The organism is Butyrivibrio fibrisolvens (assembly GCF_037113525.1).
Classification (GTDB): domain Bacteria; phylum Bacillota; class Clostridia; order Lachnospirales; family Lachnospiraceae; genus Butyrivibrio; species Butyrivibrio fibrisolvens.
On the sequence record NZ_CP146963.1, the window covers coordinates 3994255 to 4011406 of the forward strand.

Consider the following 17152-nt stretch of genomic DNA (forward strand, 5'->3'; position numbering starts at 1 on the left):
TTCGCACTTTTGTTTAAGTACGACAAGCGGTGACTGTACATTCTCCCGTGTGTGTCCTGATTCGCAACCCAAATTACAACTCAGATTTTCACTTCACGTCGTTTCTGCCCATCAATCCCTAAGGATTTGCAGCAGACATCATTTGCTTGTACAGTGACTTGTCGTCATGATTTTGTGGCTGTCATGCAGCCCACTGACATTCGCTCCACGGAAAACCCACATCACTGGATAATGTGGCAACCTCTCGCTTCAACGCTATCATGTCACAGCACTTGCTAATATATTACTTTTTTTATTGATTTGCAAGTGATTTATATGATTTTTCGTCCAAAAACGCCAAAGTAGCTCGTTTAAATCAATATTCTTGATATATTTTAATCTTCAAGAACAATAATTTAATCATATTTCGATTAATAATATCAGAATGTCCCTGTTTTATACTGTTTAAGAGTTTTTCCATGATTAAATGTGATTTCTTCTATAATTATTGTCCTCATGATCAATTAACTATTTAAATAAGCCTTTTTTTGTAATATAATCAGATTCGCTATATTATATATAGTAGAAACGAATTTAATTATGTATTAGAAATGTAGTTATATATAGCAGAAATATATATAACTATGTATTAGAAACATAGTTATATAGTAGAAATGCAGTTAACTATGTATTAGAAACGTAGTTATATATAGCAGAAATGTAGTTAACTATATAGTAGAAATAATAGGCTATTGAAATGGAGTAATTATGTGGCTTGCAGAAAATTGGAAAGATTATGAAGTTTTAGATACATCAGATGGCGAGAAGCTCGAGCGCTGGGGCAAGTACCAACTTGTTCGTCCGGATCCTCAGGTCATCTGGAATACAGAGAAAAAGCTTCCCGGCTGGAGAAAACCTAACGGTCATTATCATAGAAGCAATAAAGGCGGAGGTGAATGGGAATTTAATTCTCTTCCTGAAGAATGGACTATCAACTATAACTCACTTACCTTCCATCTTAAACCCTTCAGCTTCAAGCATACTGGTCTTTTCCCTGAACAGGCTGCAAACTGGGACTGGTTTTCAAAGCTTATAAGAGAATCCGGTCGTGATATTAAAGTTCTCAATCTTTTTGCTTATACCGGTGGAGCTACTGTTTCTGCTGCTGCAGCCGGTGCATCAGTAACTCACGTTGATGCAAGTAAAGGTATGGTTACCTGGGCAAAAGAAAATGCAGCTTCATCAGGACTTGCAGATGCAAGCATAAGATGGCTTGTAGATGACTGTTCCAAATTTGTTCAGCGCGAGATTCGCCGCGGCAATAAATATGATGCGATCATCATGGATCCTCCTTCATATGGTAGAGGACCAAAAGGTGAGATCTGGAAAATCGAGGAAAGCATATATCCATTCATTGAACTTTGCTCACAGGTTCTTTCAGATAATCCTCTCTTCTTTTTGATCAACTCATATACAACAGGCCTTCAGCCGGCAGTTCTTTCATATATGCTTCATACTGTTCTTGATCCTATTCATAAAGGAAAGATCGAAGCTGATGAAGTTGGACTTCCTGTATCTTCTAATGGATTGGTACTTCCTTGCGGTGCCAGCGGAAGATGGACTGCTTTATAAGCAATTAAGCTAAGAACTATAACTCCCCACCATTTTGGTTGTAGTTCACCTTTTCGTTCATATATAAATGAATATTAAATGCCTCCAAGCTTGGTATGTATAATCATGTACATATAAGTGTTGGAGGCATCTTTATATAATAAGCTTTATATAGTATTCTCTATATAATATTCTTTATACAATATTCTATATAAAGAAATCTTAAAATAATAATTCCTATGTTGTCTTTCTTATGTTGCAATAATTTCTTACTATAATTTTTATAGTATCTTTTATCTAATACTTGATTCTATAGCTTTAGCACTTTTCTTTTTACTATTATCCTTAGCATTTGCAGAAGCTATAAAAATCGGGTCTGAAGGTTCAACTTCAATTGAGTTAGAATGACTTATCTGTTTCTTGGCAGCATCTAAAACTGCATTTATCGTATTTTCAGGCTTTGAATCTGAAATCGGTTCATTTTCTTCTCCCTGTTCATTCTTATCTGCATCTGATATTAAATCATCACTATATTCTAAATTACTAAAATCAATTTTGGTTTCTGATAGACTATCTTTAACTTTTCCAGAATCGATTCTTTCACGGATCTGCTGCATTCTTCTATCAATCTGATTGATCATATCAGCTGAAAAGCAAAGATCTTCTGTGATCATCTCTGCATCTTGTATATCTTTTTTATACTTCATTTTGTGTTCAAGACTAGCCCAGAAATCCATAGCAATAGTTCTAAACTGAACTTCAACAGTCATGAATTCCTTATCATGTGTAAGGAATATCGGAACTTCAAGTATAAGATGAAGACTTCTGTAACCACTTGGCTTTGGATTTTCAATATAGTCTTTGATTTCTATAAGTCTTACATCATCCTGATCTTTAAGACAATCGGCAAGCATATAAATATCATCTATAAATGAGCAGATTACTCTGATTCCTGCAACATCACTAATATTATTTTTTATATTTTCAACTTTAAAAGGAATTCCCTTCCTTTGCATTTTTTCAAAAAGACTTATAGGAGCCTTAATTCTAGTCTTGATTGATTCAAAAGGATTACGATTATTACGAAGTGACAATTCTTTATTAAGAACATCTAGCTTTGTCTTTATCTCGTACATCGCACACTCATATTTCATCATCAGTTCCTGAAAGTCCTGAATCTGATCAGTCATTCTTAGAAGCTGTTCAATGTCTTCCTGTGAAATGGTTTTTAAATCTGATAATGAAATATTACCCAGCATTCTCTCTGCCGGTATTTTATCTCGTTCCATTAGTACTTCCCCATGTTCATGTTATTATGACTTTTATACTAATTTAGTAAAAGTCATTACTTTCCAAGTCAATAAAATCAATACCTCCAATGAACTGACTTACCTTTCTATCAATTAAAATAAAAAGCCAGTACATAATATATATTATAAGTTTGATAAAGCATATTATATGTAAAGTTTATCTAAAATATTGATTTTTTATTTTTCATAAATTCTAGTTTTATGTTGTTTATTCATATAAGTATATAACTAGAACCCCACATCAAATGTAATTAATAATAATTTATTTATATAATGATATTCCCCGTAAATGAAAATTACCTTAATGTTTTTCCCAAAAAAAGAGTTCGGATGTTTACACACCCGAACTCTCATTATGTTTTTTACAAAGTTATGAGTAAAAATTACTCAACGATTGTAGCAACACGGCCTGAACCTACTGTACGTCCGCCTTCACGAATAGCGAATGTAAGACCCTGCTCCATAGCGATAGGGTGAATAAGTTCGATAGACATTGTTACGTGGTCACCAGGCATGCACATTTCTGTGCCATCAGGAAGGTTACAAACACCTGTAACGTCTGTTGTTCTGAAGTAGAACTGAGGACGATAGTTGTTGAAGAAAGGAGTATGACGTCCACCTTCATCCTTTGTAAGAACGTAAACCTCAGCTGTGAACTTCTTGTGGCATGTAACAGTTCCAGGAACAGCTACAACCTGTCCTCTTTCGATCTCTGTACGATCTACACCACGAAGAAGGATACCTACGTTATCACCAGCTTCAGCGTAGTCAAGAGTCTTACGGAACATCTCGATACCAGTTACAACTGACTTCTTTGTCTCTTCCTTGATACCAACGATTTCGATTTCGTCGTTAAGGTGGAGCTGACCTCTCTCTACACGACCTGTAGCAACTGTTCCACGACCTGTGATTGTGAATACGTCCTCAACAGGCATAAGGAAAGGCTTATCGATCTCACGAGCAGGATCAGGAATATAAGAATCAACTGTATCCATAAGCTCAACGATCTTGTCACCCCATTCGGACTTAGGATCCTCAAGAGCCTTAAGAGCTGAACCACGGATGATAGGTGTATCATCGCCAGGGAACTCGTACTCGTTAAGAAGGTCTCTGATCTCCATCTCAACAAGGTCAAGAAGTTCAGGATCATCAACCATATCGCACTTGTTCATGAATACAACGATGTAAGGAACGCCTACCTGACGAGCAAGAAGAACGTGCTCCTTTGTCTGAGCCATAACACCGTCTGTAGCAGCAACAACGAGGATAGCGCCATCCATCTGAGCTGCACCAGTGATCATGTTCTTTACATAATCAGCGTGGCCAGGGCAGTCAACGTGTGCATAGTGTCTGTTTTTTGTCTCATACTCGATATGAGCAGATGAAATTGTTATTCCACGTGCCTTTTCTTCAGGTGCCTTATCGATCTGATCGAAAGCTACTGCTTCGCCACCCTGTCTGTCAGCAAGAACTGCTGTGATAGCAGCTGTAAGAGTTGTCTTACCGTGGTCAACGTGTCCGATTGTACCAATGTTACAATGCGGCTTTGTTCTGTCAAAATGTGCCTTTGCCATTTTTTAAGTCCTCCTTAAATGAATGTGTAACAACATTATCATTATTGTTATTGAATATTTTGAGCACCGACTATTTCGATTATATTCGATAATCGGCGCAAATTCAAGCTTTTTTGCTTAAATTAGGCCTGCTTGTACTGTGAGATAACCTTGTCAGCAACATTCTTCGGTACTGGCTCATACTTCTCAAAGAACATTGAGTAGTTACCACGACCCTGTGTCTTAGAACGAAGGTCTGTTGCATAACCGAACATCTCAGCAAGAGGAACGTATGCACGAACAATCTTACCATTGCCCATGTCATCCATACCTTCTACACGGCCACGACGGGAGTTGATATCACCGATAACATCACCCATGTATTCCTCAGGCATTGTAACCTCAACCTTCATGATAGGCTCAAGAAGTGCAGGTGATGCCTTAGCCATAGCATCCTTGAATGCCATAGATCCGGCAATGTGGAATGCCATTTCAGATGAATCGACTTCATGATATGATCCGTCGTATACAGTTGCGTGGATACCAACAACAGGGAATCCAGCAATATTACCGGCTTTCATAGCCTCTTCGATACCTTCAGAAATAGGCTGGATGAATTCCTTAGGAATAGCACCGCCGACAACTTCGTTATCGAACTTGTAAAGCTCTTCACCGTTAGCATCCATAGGCTCGAATCTAACTTTACAGTGACCATACTGACCACGACCACCGGACTGTTTAGCATACTTAGACTCGATATCTACAGCCTTTGTGAATGCTTCCTTATATGCAACCTGAGGTGCACCTACGTTAGCCTCAACCTTGAACTCACGAAGGAGACGGTCAACGATAACTTCCAGCTGAACTTCACCCATACCAGCGATGATAGTCTGACCTGTCTCGTGGTTAGTGTGTACCTGGAATGTAGGATCTTCTTCAGAAAGCTTACCAAGAGCTTCACCAAGCTTAGCCTGGCCTGCTTTTGTCTTAGGCTCGATAGCGAGCTCGATAACAGGATCAGGGAACTCGATAGACTCGAGGATAACAGGACTGTTCTCATCACAGATTGTATCACCTGTAGTTGTATCCTTGAAACCAACTGCTGCAGCGATATCACCAGCAAATGCTTCCTGGATCTCTGTACGCTTATCAGCATGGATCTGCATGATACGACCTACACGTTCCTTCTTATCCTTTGTTGAGTTGAGTACATAAGATCCTGACTTGAGGATACCTCTGTAAACACGGATAAATGCAAGCTTACCTACGAAAGGATCAGATACGATCTTGAATGCAAGAGCTGCAAGAGGGCCATCCTCTGTAGACTTACATGTGATCTCATTTCCTTCCATATCTGTACCTTCAACGTCCGGTACATCTGTAGGAGCAGGAAGATACTCGATAACTGCATCAAGAAGCTTCTGAACACCCTTGTTTCTGTAAGCTGTTCCGTTACATACAGGAACTGCCTCAGAAGCGATTGTTCCCTTACGAAGAGCTGCTTTGAGCTCTGCTGTAGTAACTTCTTCGCCTTCAAGGTATTTCTCCATAAGGTTCTCATCAAGCTCTACGATCTGCTCAACCATCTTGTTGTGCCACTCTTCAGCCTGATCCTTGAGTTCCTCAGGGATTTCTTCACAATCTTCATCAGCACCCTTCTCACCCTTGAAATAATAAGCTTTCATTTCGAAGAGATCGATAAGTCCTTCATAAGTATCTTCAGCACCGATCGGGATATTGATAGCGATCGGGTTCTTACCAAGACGATCACGGATCATATCCAGATCGTGGTAAAAGTTTGCACCAACGATATCCATCTTGTTGATGAATGCGATACGTGGTACGCCGTATGTGTCAGCCTGACGCCATACGTTCTCAGACTGTGGCTCAACGCCGTTCTTAGCATCAAAGATACCAACTGCACCATCAAGTACACGGAGTGAACGCTCAACTTCTGCTGTGAAGTCTACGTGACCAGGAGTATCGATAATGTTAAGACGATACTCAGGAGCACCAGCGATCTTTTTGCCGTATTCCTGTGGAGTCCAGTGGCATGTTGTAGCTGCAGACTGAATTGTGATTCCACGCTCTCTCTCCTGTTCCATGAAGTCCATGGTAGAAGCGCCGTCGTGTGTCTCACCAATCTTGTAGTTAACACCAGTATAATAGAGGATACGCTCTGTACATGTTGTTTTACCAGCATCGATATGAGCAATGATACCTATATTTCTGGTTCTCTCCAATGGATATTCTCTTTTAGCCAATGGTTCTTCCTCCTAAATGATTGCAAACAACGTTCTATAACAGAATATATAATTAGAATCTGTAGTGTGAGAAAGCCTTGTTTGCATCTGCCATCTTGTGCATGTCTTCCTTACGCTTTACAGCTGCTCCTGTATTGTTAGAAGCATCCATAATCTCGCCAGCGAGACGATCGATCATAGTCTTCTCGCCTCTCTTACGTGAAAACAGTACAAGCCAGCGAAGAGCCAGGGCCTGACGTCTGTCCGGTCTAACTTCGATCGGAACCTGGTATGTAGCACCACCAATACGTCTAGCTTTAACTTCGAGTGCAGGCATGATATTATTCATAGCTGTCTCAAATACTTCGAGAGCTGGCTTTCCAGCCTTCTCTTCAACCTGTGCGAAAGCTCCGTATACAATCTTCTGTGCAACACCTTTCTTGCCATCCAGCATAACCTGGTTTACAAGCTTTGTTACAACCTTGCTGTTGTACATTGGATCTTCCAGTACATCACGTTTTACAATATGTCCTTTACGCGGCACGGTTCTTCCCTCCTTATTAGTTAATAAATCATAGGTACTCACTTGCGGGGCTTTCTACGGCAACTTGTGCACAAGTGCCTCGCATGCATTAAGTGTTCGTGCGGTTTTCCTAAAACTTACTAATATAACTGATAAAGCTTCTACTGCTGTATTACTTTGACTGCCGTATGTTCAGTCCGAGTTTAACTGCAAGCTCGTTTGATCATTTATATTACTATATGTTCAAAGAACTCCAACACTTAATTTAATTTTTTGTTACTAAATTACTTTGAGGCCTTAGGTCTCTTAGCGCCATACTTGGAACGAGCCTGCTTACGATCTGCAACACCGGCTGTATCAAGTGTACCACGGATAATGTGATATCTTGTACCAGGCAGATCCTTAACTCTTCCGCCACGGATAAGAACAACGCTATGCTCCTGAAGGTTGTGACCTTCACCAGGAATATAGGATGTTACTTCGATGCCGTTTGAAAGACGCACTCTGGCGATCTTACGAAGAGCTGAGTTAGGCTTTTTAGGTGTTGCTGTCTTAACAGCTGTGCAGACACCACGCTTCTGAGGAGAAGCTGTAGCTATGTCCTTCTTGTGAAGAGAGTTAAAACCCTTCTGAAGTGCAGGAGCAGTAGACTTCTTTACAGATGTCTGACGACCTTTTCTGACTAACTGGTTAAATGTTGGCATTCTTTTTACCTCCTGTTGAAATGTGTATATCAACGTGCGAACACGGAAAGAGGACATACGTTCCCCTTTCCGTATTTTCACACAATTCGATATTATAATATTTTAATGCAATATTGTCAATATGGAACTGAATTATTCGTCATCATCCATTACGGATACAACTTCTTCAGCAACAATTCCATCTTCCATATCAGCGCTTCTATCGAATGAAGCTCTGCTTGATGAAGGCTGCTTTCTAAGGATCATTCTTGCAGGATCTTTGAAATGCTCGTCTGTATTAAGACCTACATCACGATATCTCTTAAGACCTGTACCTGCAGGAATAAGCTTACCGATGATAACGTTCTCTTTAAGTCCGAGAAGCGGATCAACCTTACCGCGGATAGCTGCATCTGTCAGAACCTTAGTTGTTTCCTGGAAGGAAGCAGCTGACAGGAAGGAATCTGTTGCAAGAGCTGACTTTGTGATACCAAGGATTACCTGTTTACCAACTGCAGGTCTCTTTCCTTCGGAAATGAGTCTCTCGTTGTCATCCTCGAAATCAAGAACGCTTACGAGTGTTCCTGGCAGATAGTTAGTATCTCCACTCTCATCAACCATTACCTTATTGAGCATCTGACGTACGATAACTTCGATATGCTTATCGCAGATATCAACACCCTGCAGACGGTAAACTCTCTGAACCTCACGAAGGAGATAATCCTGAACCGCACGGATTCCCTTGATCTTAAGAAGATCATGAGGATTTACTGAACCTTCTGTAAGTTCGTCACCAGCTTCGATTGTCTGCTTATCCTGAACTTTGATACGTGAACCATAAGGAATAAGGTATGCCTTTGATTCACCTGTCTCATCGTTAGTAACAACAACTTCACGCTTTTTCTTGGTATCGCGAATCTCTACCTGACCATCAAGCTCAGATATGATCGCAAGTCCCTTAGGCTTACGTGCTTCGAACAACTCTTCTACTCGAGGAAGACCCTGTGTAATATCTCCACCGGCAACACCACCAGTATGGAATGTTCTCATAGTAAGCTGTGTACCAGGCTCACCGATTGACTGAGCAGCGATGATACCAACTGCTTCACCAACCTGAACGGCTTCACCTGTAGCCATGTTTGCACCATAACACTTAGCACAGATACCAACGTGGCTGCGGCAAGTAAGGATTGTACGAATCTTAACTGCCTCGATAGGGCCACCCTTAGCATTTACACCAACAGAGAGGATCTTCTCTGCACGGCTAGGTGTGATCATGTGATTCTTCTTAACAAGTACGTTTCCTTCTGCGTCCTTGATAGTCTCGCATGCAAAACGTCCTGTGATACGATCTGACAATGGCTCGATAGTTTCTTTTCCATCCATGAATGCACGTACTGTCATTCCAGGGATCTCTGCCTTTCCAGCAGAACAGTCAACTTCACGAATGATAAGTTCCTGTGATACGTCAACCATTCGACGAGTCAGATAACCTGAATCGGCTGTACGAAGAGCTGTATCAGAAAGACCTTTACGAGCACCATGAGCTGACATGAAATACTCCAGAACGTCAAGACCTTCACGGAAGTTTGACTTGATAGGAAGTTCGATTGTACGACCTGTTGTATCAGCCATAAGTCCACGCATACCAGCCAGCTGCTTGATCTGCTGGTTAGAACCACGGGCTCCGGAGTCAGCCATCATGTAAATGTTGTTATATTTATCAAGACCTTCAAGAAGCACGTTAGTAAGCTCTTTATCGGTCTGCATCCATGTATCGATTACTGCACGATAACGCTCTTCATCAGTAATAAGACCACGACGATAGTTAGCAGCGATACGGTCAACTGTCTTCTGAGCTTCATCGAGCATCTCCTGTTTCTGAGGAGGTACTGTCATGTCAGAAATTGAAACAGTCATAGCTGCTCTTGTTGAAAGATGATAACCTGTAGCCTTAATGTAATCAAGAACTTCAGCTGTCTTGAATGTTCCATGAACGTTGATACACTTTGTGATAATCTGCTTGAGCTGCTTCTTACCAACCATGAAATCAACTTCAGGCTTAAGGAGGTTCTCAGGCTTAGATCTGTCAACAAATCCAAGATCCTGTGGAAGCATTTCATTGAACATGAAACGTCCAACTGTACTCTGTACAACACCTGTAGCAACTGTTCCGTCAGCAAGAGTCTTGCTTACACGAACATATACTTTAGACTGAAGAGTTACAACATCATTCTCATAAGCGAGAACTGCTTCGTCTACAGACTTGAAGAACTTGCCTTCTCCCTTAGCACCAGGACGCTCCTGTGTAAGGTAGTAAAGACCAAGTACCATATCCTGTGTAGGTACGTTAACAGGGCCGCCATCAGCAGGCTTCAACAGGTTGTTAGGAAGCAGCATCAGGAAACGGCACTCTGCCTGAGCTTCAACTGACAGTGGAAGGTGAACAGCCATCTGGTCACCATCGAAGTCGGCGTTGAAAGGTGTACATGCAAGAGGATGAAGCTTAATAGCTTTACCTTCTACAAGGATAGGCTCAAATGCCTGAATACCAAGTCTGTGAAGTGTGGGAGCACGGTTAAGCATAACAGGATGCTCTTTGATAACATCTTCAAGTACATCCCATACCTGCTCATCGAGACGCTCAACAAGCTTCTTGGCATTCTTTATGTTCTGTGAGATTCCACGGGAAACGAGCTCTTTCATAACGAAAGGTTTGAAAAGCTCAATAGCCATTTCCTTAGGAAGACCACACTGATAAATCTTAAGTTCAGGACCAACTACGATAACGGAACGACCAGAGTAATCGACACGCTTACCAAGAAGGTTCTGTCTGAAACGTCCTGACTTACCTTTAAGAAGGTCTGAAAGTGACTTAAGAGCACGGTTACCAGGTCCTGTTACTGGACGACCACGACGACCGTTGTCGATAAGAGCATCAACTGCTTCCTGGAGCATTCTCTTTTCGTTACGAACGATGATGTCAGGAGCACCGAGCTCAAGAAGTCTCTTAAGACGGTTGTTTCTGTTAATAATACGACGATACAGATCGTTAAGATCGGATGTTGCAAAACGTCCACCATCGAGCTGTACCATAGGACGAAGATCCGGAGGGATAACCGGGATACAATCCATGATCATCCAGCTAGGATCATTGCCTGACTCACGGAAAGCTTCAACTGCATCAAGTCTCTTGATGACACGTGCTCTCTTCTGTCCGCTTGATGTCTCAACTTCTTCTTTAAGCTGAGCATAATCCTGCTCGAGATCGATATCGATGAGAAGCTCTTTGATAGCTTCAGCGCCCATTCCTGCACGGAACTTGTTACCGAACTCTTCTCTTGCATCCTGATATTCCTTCTCAGAGAGAACCTGCTTGTACTCAAGAGTTGTCTCTCCTGGATTAAGTACGATATATGATGCGAAGTAAAGAACCTTCTCAAGGATTCTTGGAGATATATCAAGAAGAAGTCCCATACGGCTAGGGATTCCCTTGAAATACCAAATGTGGGAAACAGGAGCTGCAAGCTCGATGTGACCCATACGCTCACGACGAACTGAGGATTTTGTTACTTCAACTCCGCAGCGATCACAAACAACACCCTTATATCTAATCTTCTTATATTTTCCGCAGTGACATTCCCAGTCCTTTGTAGGTCCGAAAATTCTTTCGCAGAAAAGGCCATCACGCTCCGGCTTTAAGGTTCTGTAGTTGATTGTCTCAGGCTTTGTAACTTCACCATGTGACCAATCACGAATCTTTTCCGGAGAAGCAAGACCAATCTTAATTGCATCAAAAGTCATCGGCTGATACTGCTGCTGAAGAGTTGATCTTCCGCTGGAAGCCTCATTGATTGCTTTATTCATTGTTGAATCTGACATGCTTATATTCTCCTTGTCTGGTGCCTGCCCCTTAAGACAGGCACGTCTTCAACTTATCAACTGTAGTTACCTGGATTAATCGTTAATACCATCATCTGCCTGAGCATCGATAGCAGCGTCAAAATCATCGAATCCGTCTGAGAATTCATCCTCATCAGCTACAAGCTCACCGCTCTCTTCATCGAATTTCTGCTTTGAGAATCCGTTAGCTTCAAAGGACTCATCCTCGAAGTTTCTACGATTCTCGCCTTCAATCTCGAATCTAAGATCAGAATCGCTGTAATCAATAGATTCCATGATCTCAACTTCCGTATTATCCTCACGCATAACACGGATATCCAGGCCAAGTGCCTGCAATTCTTTGAGAAGAACCTTGAATGATTCCGGAACACCAGGCTCAGGAATGTTATCGCCCTTGATGATAGCTTCATAAGTCTTTACACGACCTACTACGTCATCGGACTTAACAGTAAGGATCTCCTGAAGAGTATATGCAGCACCGTAAGCTTCCAGTGCCCAAACTTCCATTTCTCCGAAACGCTGTCCACCGAACTGAGCTTTACCACCCAGAGGCTGCTGTGTTACGAGAGAGTAAGGACCAGTAGAACGAGCGTGGATCTTATCGTCTACAAGGTGGTGGAGCTTGAGGTAGTGCATGTGTCCGATTGTTGTCTTACCATCGAACTTCTGACCTGTACGTCCATCACGGAGCTGTACTTTACCATCAGTTGTGATCGGAACGCCCTTCCAAAGCTCTCTGTGATCACGGTGATCATACAGATACTTCATGATCTCAGGCATTACTACATCCTTATATGCAGCTTCAAAGTCTTCCCATGTCATGTTGACATAGTCATTAGCCATCTGAAGCATATCCTGAATATCTTTTTCGTTAGCGCCGTCGAAGATAGGTGTTGCTACGTTAAAGCCAAGAGCTCTTGCAGCAAGTGAAAGGTGGATCTCAAGCACCTGTCCGATGTTCATACGTGAAGGAACGCCCAGAGGGTTCAGCACGATGTCGAGCGGACGTCCGTTAGGAAGATATGGCATATCTTCGATAGGAAGTACACGGGAAACGACACCCTTGTTACCATGACGACCAGCCATCTTATCACCTACAGAGATCTTTCTCTTCTGTGCGATGTAGATACGAACTGACTTATTAACACCAGGTGAAAGCTCATCACCATTTTCTCTTGTAAATACCTTAGCATCAACGATGATACCGTATTCACCATGAGGAACCTTAAGGGAAGTATCACGTACTTCTCTAGCCTTCTCACCGAAGATAGCGCGAAGGAGTCTTTCCTCAGCTGTAAGCTCTGTCTCTCCCTTAGGAGTAACCTTACCTACAAGGATATCACCGGCACGAACCTCTGCACCGATACGGATTACACCATTCTCGTCAAGGTCTTTTAATGCTTCATCACCAACGCCAGGAACGTCGCGTGTGATCTCTTCCGGTCCGAGCTTAGTCTCACGTGCTTCTGCTTCATACTCTTCGATATGAACTGATGTAAATACATCATCACGAACAAGACGCTCTGAAAGAAGAACAGCATCTTCGTAGTTGTAACCTTCCCATGTCATGAATCCGATAAGAGGGTTCTTACCAAGACCAAGTTCACCATGGAATGTTGAAGGACCATCTGCGATAACCTGTCCAGCTTCAACATGCTCGCCCTTATCAACGATAGGTCTCTGATTGTAGCATGTAGACTGGTTAGTTCTCATGAACTTAGTGAGGTGATATTCTTCCTTCTCACCATCATCGTAAGTCATACGAATGATCTTAGAGTCTACAAAATCAATTGTACCTGCCTTGCGGGCAACAACGCTGTCACCTGAGTCAACTGCAGCCTTCTGTTCCATACCTGTACCAACAGCAGGAGCATCTGTAGTAAGAAGCGGTACTGCCTGACGCTGCATGTTTGAACCCATGAGAGCTCGGTTAGCATCGTCGTTTTCAAGGAATGGGATAAGGGCTGTAGCAACTGAGAATACCATTCTCGGTGATACGTCCATATAATCAATGAGATTCTTCTGGTACTCAGAAGTCTCTTCTTTATAACGACCTGATACACTGTTACGGATGAAGTGACCCTCAGCATCAAGAGGTGTGTTAGCCTGAGCAACACGGTAGTTATCTTCTTCATCAGCAGTCATGTATGTGATCTCATCTGTAACAACAGGATTCTCTGCATCTGTATGGTCTACACGACGATAAGGTGCTTCTACAAATCCGTACTCGTTAACTCTTGCATAAGAAGCAAGTGAGTTGATAAGACCGATGTTAGGACCTTCAGGTGTCTCGATAGGACACATACGACCATAGTGAGTATAGTGTACGTCTCGAACCTCGAATCCGGCACGGTCTCTTGAAAGACCACCAGGTCCAAGTGCAGAAAGACGTCTCTTATGAGTCAGCTCAGAAAGAGGGTTGTTCTGATCCATGAACTGAGACAGCTGTGATGATCCGAAAAACTCCTTAACAGCAGCCTGAACAGGCTTAATGTTAATAAGAGTCTGAGGAGAAATCTCCTCTGCATCACGAGTAGTCATACGCTCACGAACAACACGCTCAAGTCTTGAAAGACCGATTCTGTACTGGTTCTGTAAGAGCTCACCTACGCAACGGATACGACGGTTACCAAGGTGATCGATATCATCACTGTGACCTACGCCGTACTCTACGTGCATATTGTAGTTGATGGATGCAATGATATCTTCCTTAGTGATGTGCTTAGGAATAAGATCATTTCTACGTGCAAGAATAGTCTCAGCAAGACCTTCTGCATCATCCTTTGTTGCATACTCATCAAGAATCTCTCTAAGTACAGGATAGTAAACATCCTCATTGATGCCAAGCTGCTCAAGATCGCAGTCAACATAGTGAGTAAGGTCAACCATCATGTTAGAAAGAACCTTTATATTGCGCTCTTCAGTCTGAATCCATACATAAGGTATAGCTGCATCCTGAATTTCTTTTGCAAGGGCTCTGTCTACCTTTGTTCCTGCAGAAGCAAGCATCTCGCCTGTTGTCTCATCAACAACATCTTCAGCAAGGATCTGGCCACCGATACGATTCTTAAGGTGTAATTTCTTATTGAACTTATAACGGCCAACCTTAGCAAGATCATATCTTCTTGCATCAAAGAACATAGCGTTGATAAGTGACTCAGCACTATCAACTGAAAGCGGCTCGCCGGGACGGATCTTCTTGTAAAGTTCAAGAAGACCAGACTGATAGTCTGTTGAAGGATCCTTTGAGAAAGAACCCTGAAGCTTAGGCTCGTCACCGAACAGATCAATGATCTCTTCATTTGTGCCAATACCAAGAGCACGTATAAGTACTGTTACAGGTACCTTACGTGTACGGTCAACACGAACATAGAAAACATCATTAGAGTCTGTCTCGTACTCAAGCCATGCACCACGGTTAGGAATAACTGTGCATGCGATAAGCTTTTTACCAAGCTTATCATATGTAATATCGTAATAAATACCAGGTGAACGAACGAGCTGTGATACAATAACACGCTCTGCACCGTTGATTACAAATGTTCCGGTAGCAGTCATAAGAGGAAGATCACCCATGAAGATCTCATGTTCTGTGATTTCGTCTTTCTCTTTATTATGAAGACGTACCTTAACCTTAAGAGGAGCAGCATATGTTGCGTCTCTCTCTTTACATTTCTCGATAGAATACTTAACTTCATCTTCGCAGAGTTTGAAGTCTACAAATTCAAGACTCAGCTTACCGCTGTAGTCTTCAATTGGAGAGATATCATCGAAGGCTTCCTTGAGACCCTCATCCAGGAACCACTGATAGGAATTCTTCTGGACTTCAATGAGGTTTGGCATCTCGAGGGTGTCCTTCTGGCGCTGAAAACTCATGCGGACATTTTTGTCTGAACCAGTAGGATGTATTCTGTACTTTTCCATTGACATTCACCCCGTTCTTTGGATTTTATGAAAAGAGTTTCCGACCCGTTTCTGACCTTGAAAATATAAAAGGGCATAATTAGGCCTTTCACTCCACAATAAGTGCATTTTCCATATTAATGCAAATCTATACAAATGTCAAATGATTTTTTTGGTAAAAGAGCTGAAGAATAATTCCTGACAACTGAAATATCCAAACAAAAGATAAAAATATAAGAATATAATATTAGATTTAAATTCAAGAATGAAATATAAGAAATAAATCTAAGAATAAAATATAAGAAACAAACTCAAGAATAAAAAAAGCGGAGAAGATTTCTCTTCTCCGCCAGGTAAAAACATTATAAAGGTTTAAATTACTTAAGAGTAACCTTAGCGCCTTCAGCCTCAACCTTAGCCTTGATATCCTCAGCTTCAGCCTTCTCAACGCCTTCTTTGATCATCTTAGGAGCGCCATCTACGAGATCCTTAGCTTCCTTGAGACCAAGACCTGTGATCTCACGAACAACCTTGATAACCTTAACCTTGTTAGGACCAACTTCTGTAAGCTCTACGTTGAACTCAGACTGCTCTTCTGCAGCACCTGCGCCAGCGCCTGCTGCTGCTACAACAACACCAGCTGCTGCTGATACGCCGAATTCTTCCTCGCAAGCCTTTACGAGATCGTTAAGCTCAAGAACTGAAAGCTCTTTAATAGCGTCAATGATTTCCTGTGTGGATAACTTTGCCATGATAATTTACCTCCATATAATTTGGTATAATTCTTTGTTATTAGTTTGCCTGACTATTCAGGCCTCACTTGAATTTTCAAGTATATGCGACAGAATAATTATTCTGCTGCAGGTGCTTCTTCAGCTGCAGGAGCTTCCTCAGCTGCTGGTGCCTCTGCTGTAGCTGCCTCAGGCTGCTTCTCTGCGATCTGTTTGATAACGCGAGCGAAGTTTGCCATAGGTGACTGCATAGAACCAAGCAAACGGGAAAGGAGCTGATCCCTTGGAGGGATAGAAGCGATCTCCTTGATTGTGTTCTCGTCGAAGAATCTGCCTTCGCAAACACCACCCTTGATCTCAAGCTGTGGGTTCTTCTTAGCGAACTCTGCAAGAATACGAGCAGGTGCTGCAGGATCTGTTTCAGAAATAGCTGCTGCACTTGGTCCGTCGAGCATACCATCGAGCTGAGCAAAATCTGTTCCCTCGAATGCACGCTTCATCATTGTGTTCTTGTAAACCTTGTAAGTTACACCCTCTGCACGAAGAGCTCTACGAAGCTCTGTGTCCTGAGCAACTGTAAGTCCGCGGTAATCTACAAGAACAAGTGCCTGAGCATTTTTGATCTTCTCAGAGATCTCTGCTACTACAGGCTGCTTAATTTCAACCTTTGCCATGTTTTTTACCTCCTTATAGAATTGGCCGAATAAAAAAAC

Annotated in this window: 9 protein-coding genes, 1 pseudogene and 1 other annotated feature (1 of these 11 cut by a window edge); of the genes and pseudogenes, 1 reads left to right on the forward strand and 9 read right to left on the reverse strand. The window is 42.0% G+C overall.

What is annotated here, in order from left to right; translation table 11 throughout:
- Positions 1-747: 747 nt before the first annotated feature.
- A complete protein-coding gene (locus tag WAA20_RS17000; RefSeq protein ID WP_073388381.1) occupies positions 748-1611 on the forward strand; it encodes a class I SAM-dependent methyltransferase in 864 nt (287 codons plus the stop codon).
- Positions 1612-2180: 569 nt separating this feature from the next.
- Here WAA20_RS17000 and WAA20_RS17005 read toward each other — a convergent pair.
- From WAA20_RS17005 to rplJ, 9 genes and pseudogenes are all read right to left on the reverse strand, one after another.
- Positions 2181-2780: pseudogene (locus WAA20_RS17005) on the reverse strand (GTP pyrophosphokinase family protein); the annotation flags it as partial.
- Positions 2781-3283: 503 nt separating this feature from the next.
- Positions 3284-4474, reverse strand: a complete 1191-nt coding sequence (tuf, locus tag WAA20_RS17010; protein ID WP_073388378.1) for an elongation factor Tu — start codon at positions 4472-4474, stop codon at positions 3284-3286.
- A 122-nt stretch (positions 4475-4596) separates the two neighbouring features.
- Positions 4597-6717 carry an elongation factor G gene (gene fusA, locus WAA20_RS17015; RefSeq protein WP_027206668.1) on the reverse strand — a complete coding sequence of 707 codons (2121 nt, stop codon included), beginning with the start codon at positions 6715-6717 and terminating at the stop codon, positions 4597-4599.
- 52 nt (positions 6718-6769) lie between these two features.
- Positions 6770-7240 carry a 30S ribosomal protein S7 gene (gene rpsG, locus WAA20_RS17020; RefSeq protein WP_034484757.1) on the reverse strand — a complete coding sequence of 157 codons (471 nt, stop codon included), beginning with the start codon at positions 7238-7240 and terminating at the stop codon, positions 6770-6772.
- Positions 7241-7503: 263 nt separating this feature from the next.
- On the reverse strand, positions 7504-7923 hold the full coding sequence (gene rpsL / locus WAA20_RS17025) for a 30S ribosomal protein S12 (protein WP_022754389.1): 420 nt from the start codon (positions 7921-7923) through the stop codon (positions 7504-7506).
- A 132-nt stretch (positions 7924-8055) separates the two neighbouring features.
- Positions 8056-11769, reverse strand: a complete 3714-nt coding sequence (gene rpoC, locus WAA20_RS17030; protein WP_073388468.1) for a DNA-directed RNA polymerase subunit beta' — start codon at positions 11767-11769, stop codon at positions 8056-8058.
- Positions 11770-11859: 90 nt separating this feature from the next.
- Complete coding sequence (locus WAA20_RS17035) at positions 11860-15729, reverse strand: DNA-directed RNA polymerase subunit beta (RefSeq protein WP_073388376.1); 3870 nt, start codon at positions 15727-15729, stop codon at positions 11860-11862.
- 356 nt (positions 15730-16085) lie between these two features.
- The gene (rplL, locus tag WAA20_RS17040; protein ID WP_073388375.1) at positions 16086-16460 is read right to left on the reverse strand and encodes a 50S ribosomal protein L7/L12; all 375 of its coding nucleotides are present in this window, start codon (positions 16458-16460) and stop codon (positions 16086-16088) included.
- Positions 16461-16558: 98 nt separating this feature from the next.
- Complete coding sequence (rplJ, locus tag WAA20_RS17045; protein ID WP_073388373.1) at positions 16559-17113, reverse strand: 50S ribosomal protein L10; 555 nt, start codon at positions 17111-17113, stop codon at positions 16559-16561.
- Positions 17114-17135: 22 nt separating this feature from the next.
- Positions 17136-17152, reverse strand: a sequence feature (ribosomal protein L10 leader region) (it continues 117 nt past the right edge of the window).

Bases quoted from the DNA above. Each gene is read 5' to 3' on its own strand.
- WAA20_RS17000 (WP_073388381.1), top strand. From the start codon at position 748: ATGTGGCTTGCAGAAAATTGGAAAGATTATGAAGTTTTAGATACATCA.
- tuf (WP_073388378.1), bottom strand. From the start codon at position 4,474: ATGGCAAAGGCACATTTTGACAGAACAAAGCCGCATTGTAACATTGGT.
- rplJ (WP_073388373.1), bottom strand. From the start codon at position 17,113: ATGGCAAAGGTTGAAATTAAGCAGCCTGTAGTAGCAGAGATCTCTGAG.
- rpsL (WP_022754389.1), bottom strand. From the start codon at position 7,923: ATGCCAACATTTAACCAGTTAGTCAGAAAAGGTCGTCAGACATCTGTA.
- rplL (WP_073388375.1), bottom strand. From the start codon at position 16,460: ATGGCAAAGTTATCCACACAGGAAATCATTGACGCTATTAAAGAGCTT.
- WAA20_RS17035 (WP_073388376.1), bottom strand. From the start codon at position 15,729: ATGGAAAAGTACAGAATACATCCTACTGGTTCAGACAAAAATGTCCGC.
- rpoC (WP_073388468.1), bottom strand. From the start codon at position 11,769: ATGAATAAAGCAATCAATGAGGCTTCCAGCGGAAGATCAACTCTTCAG.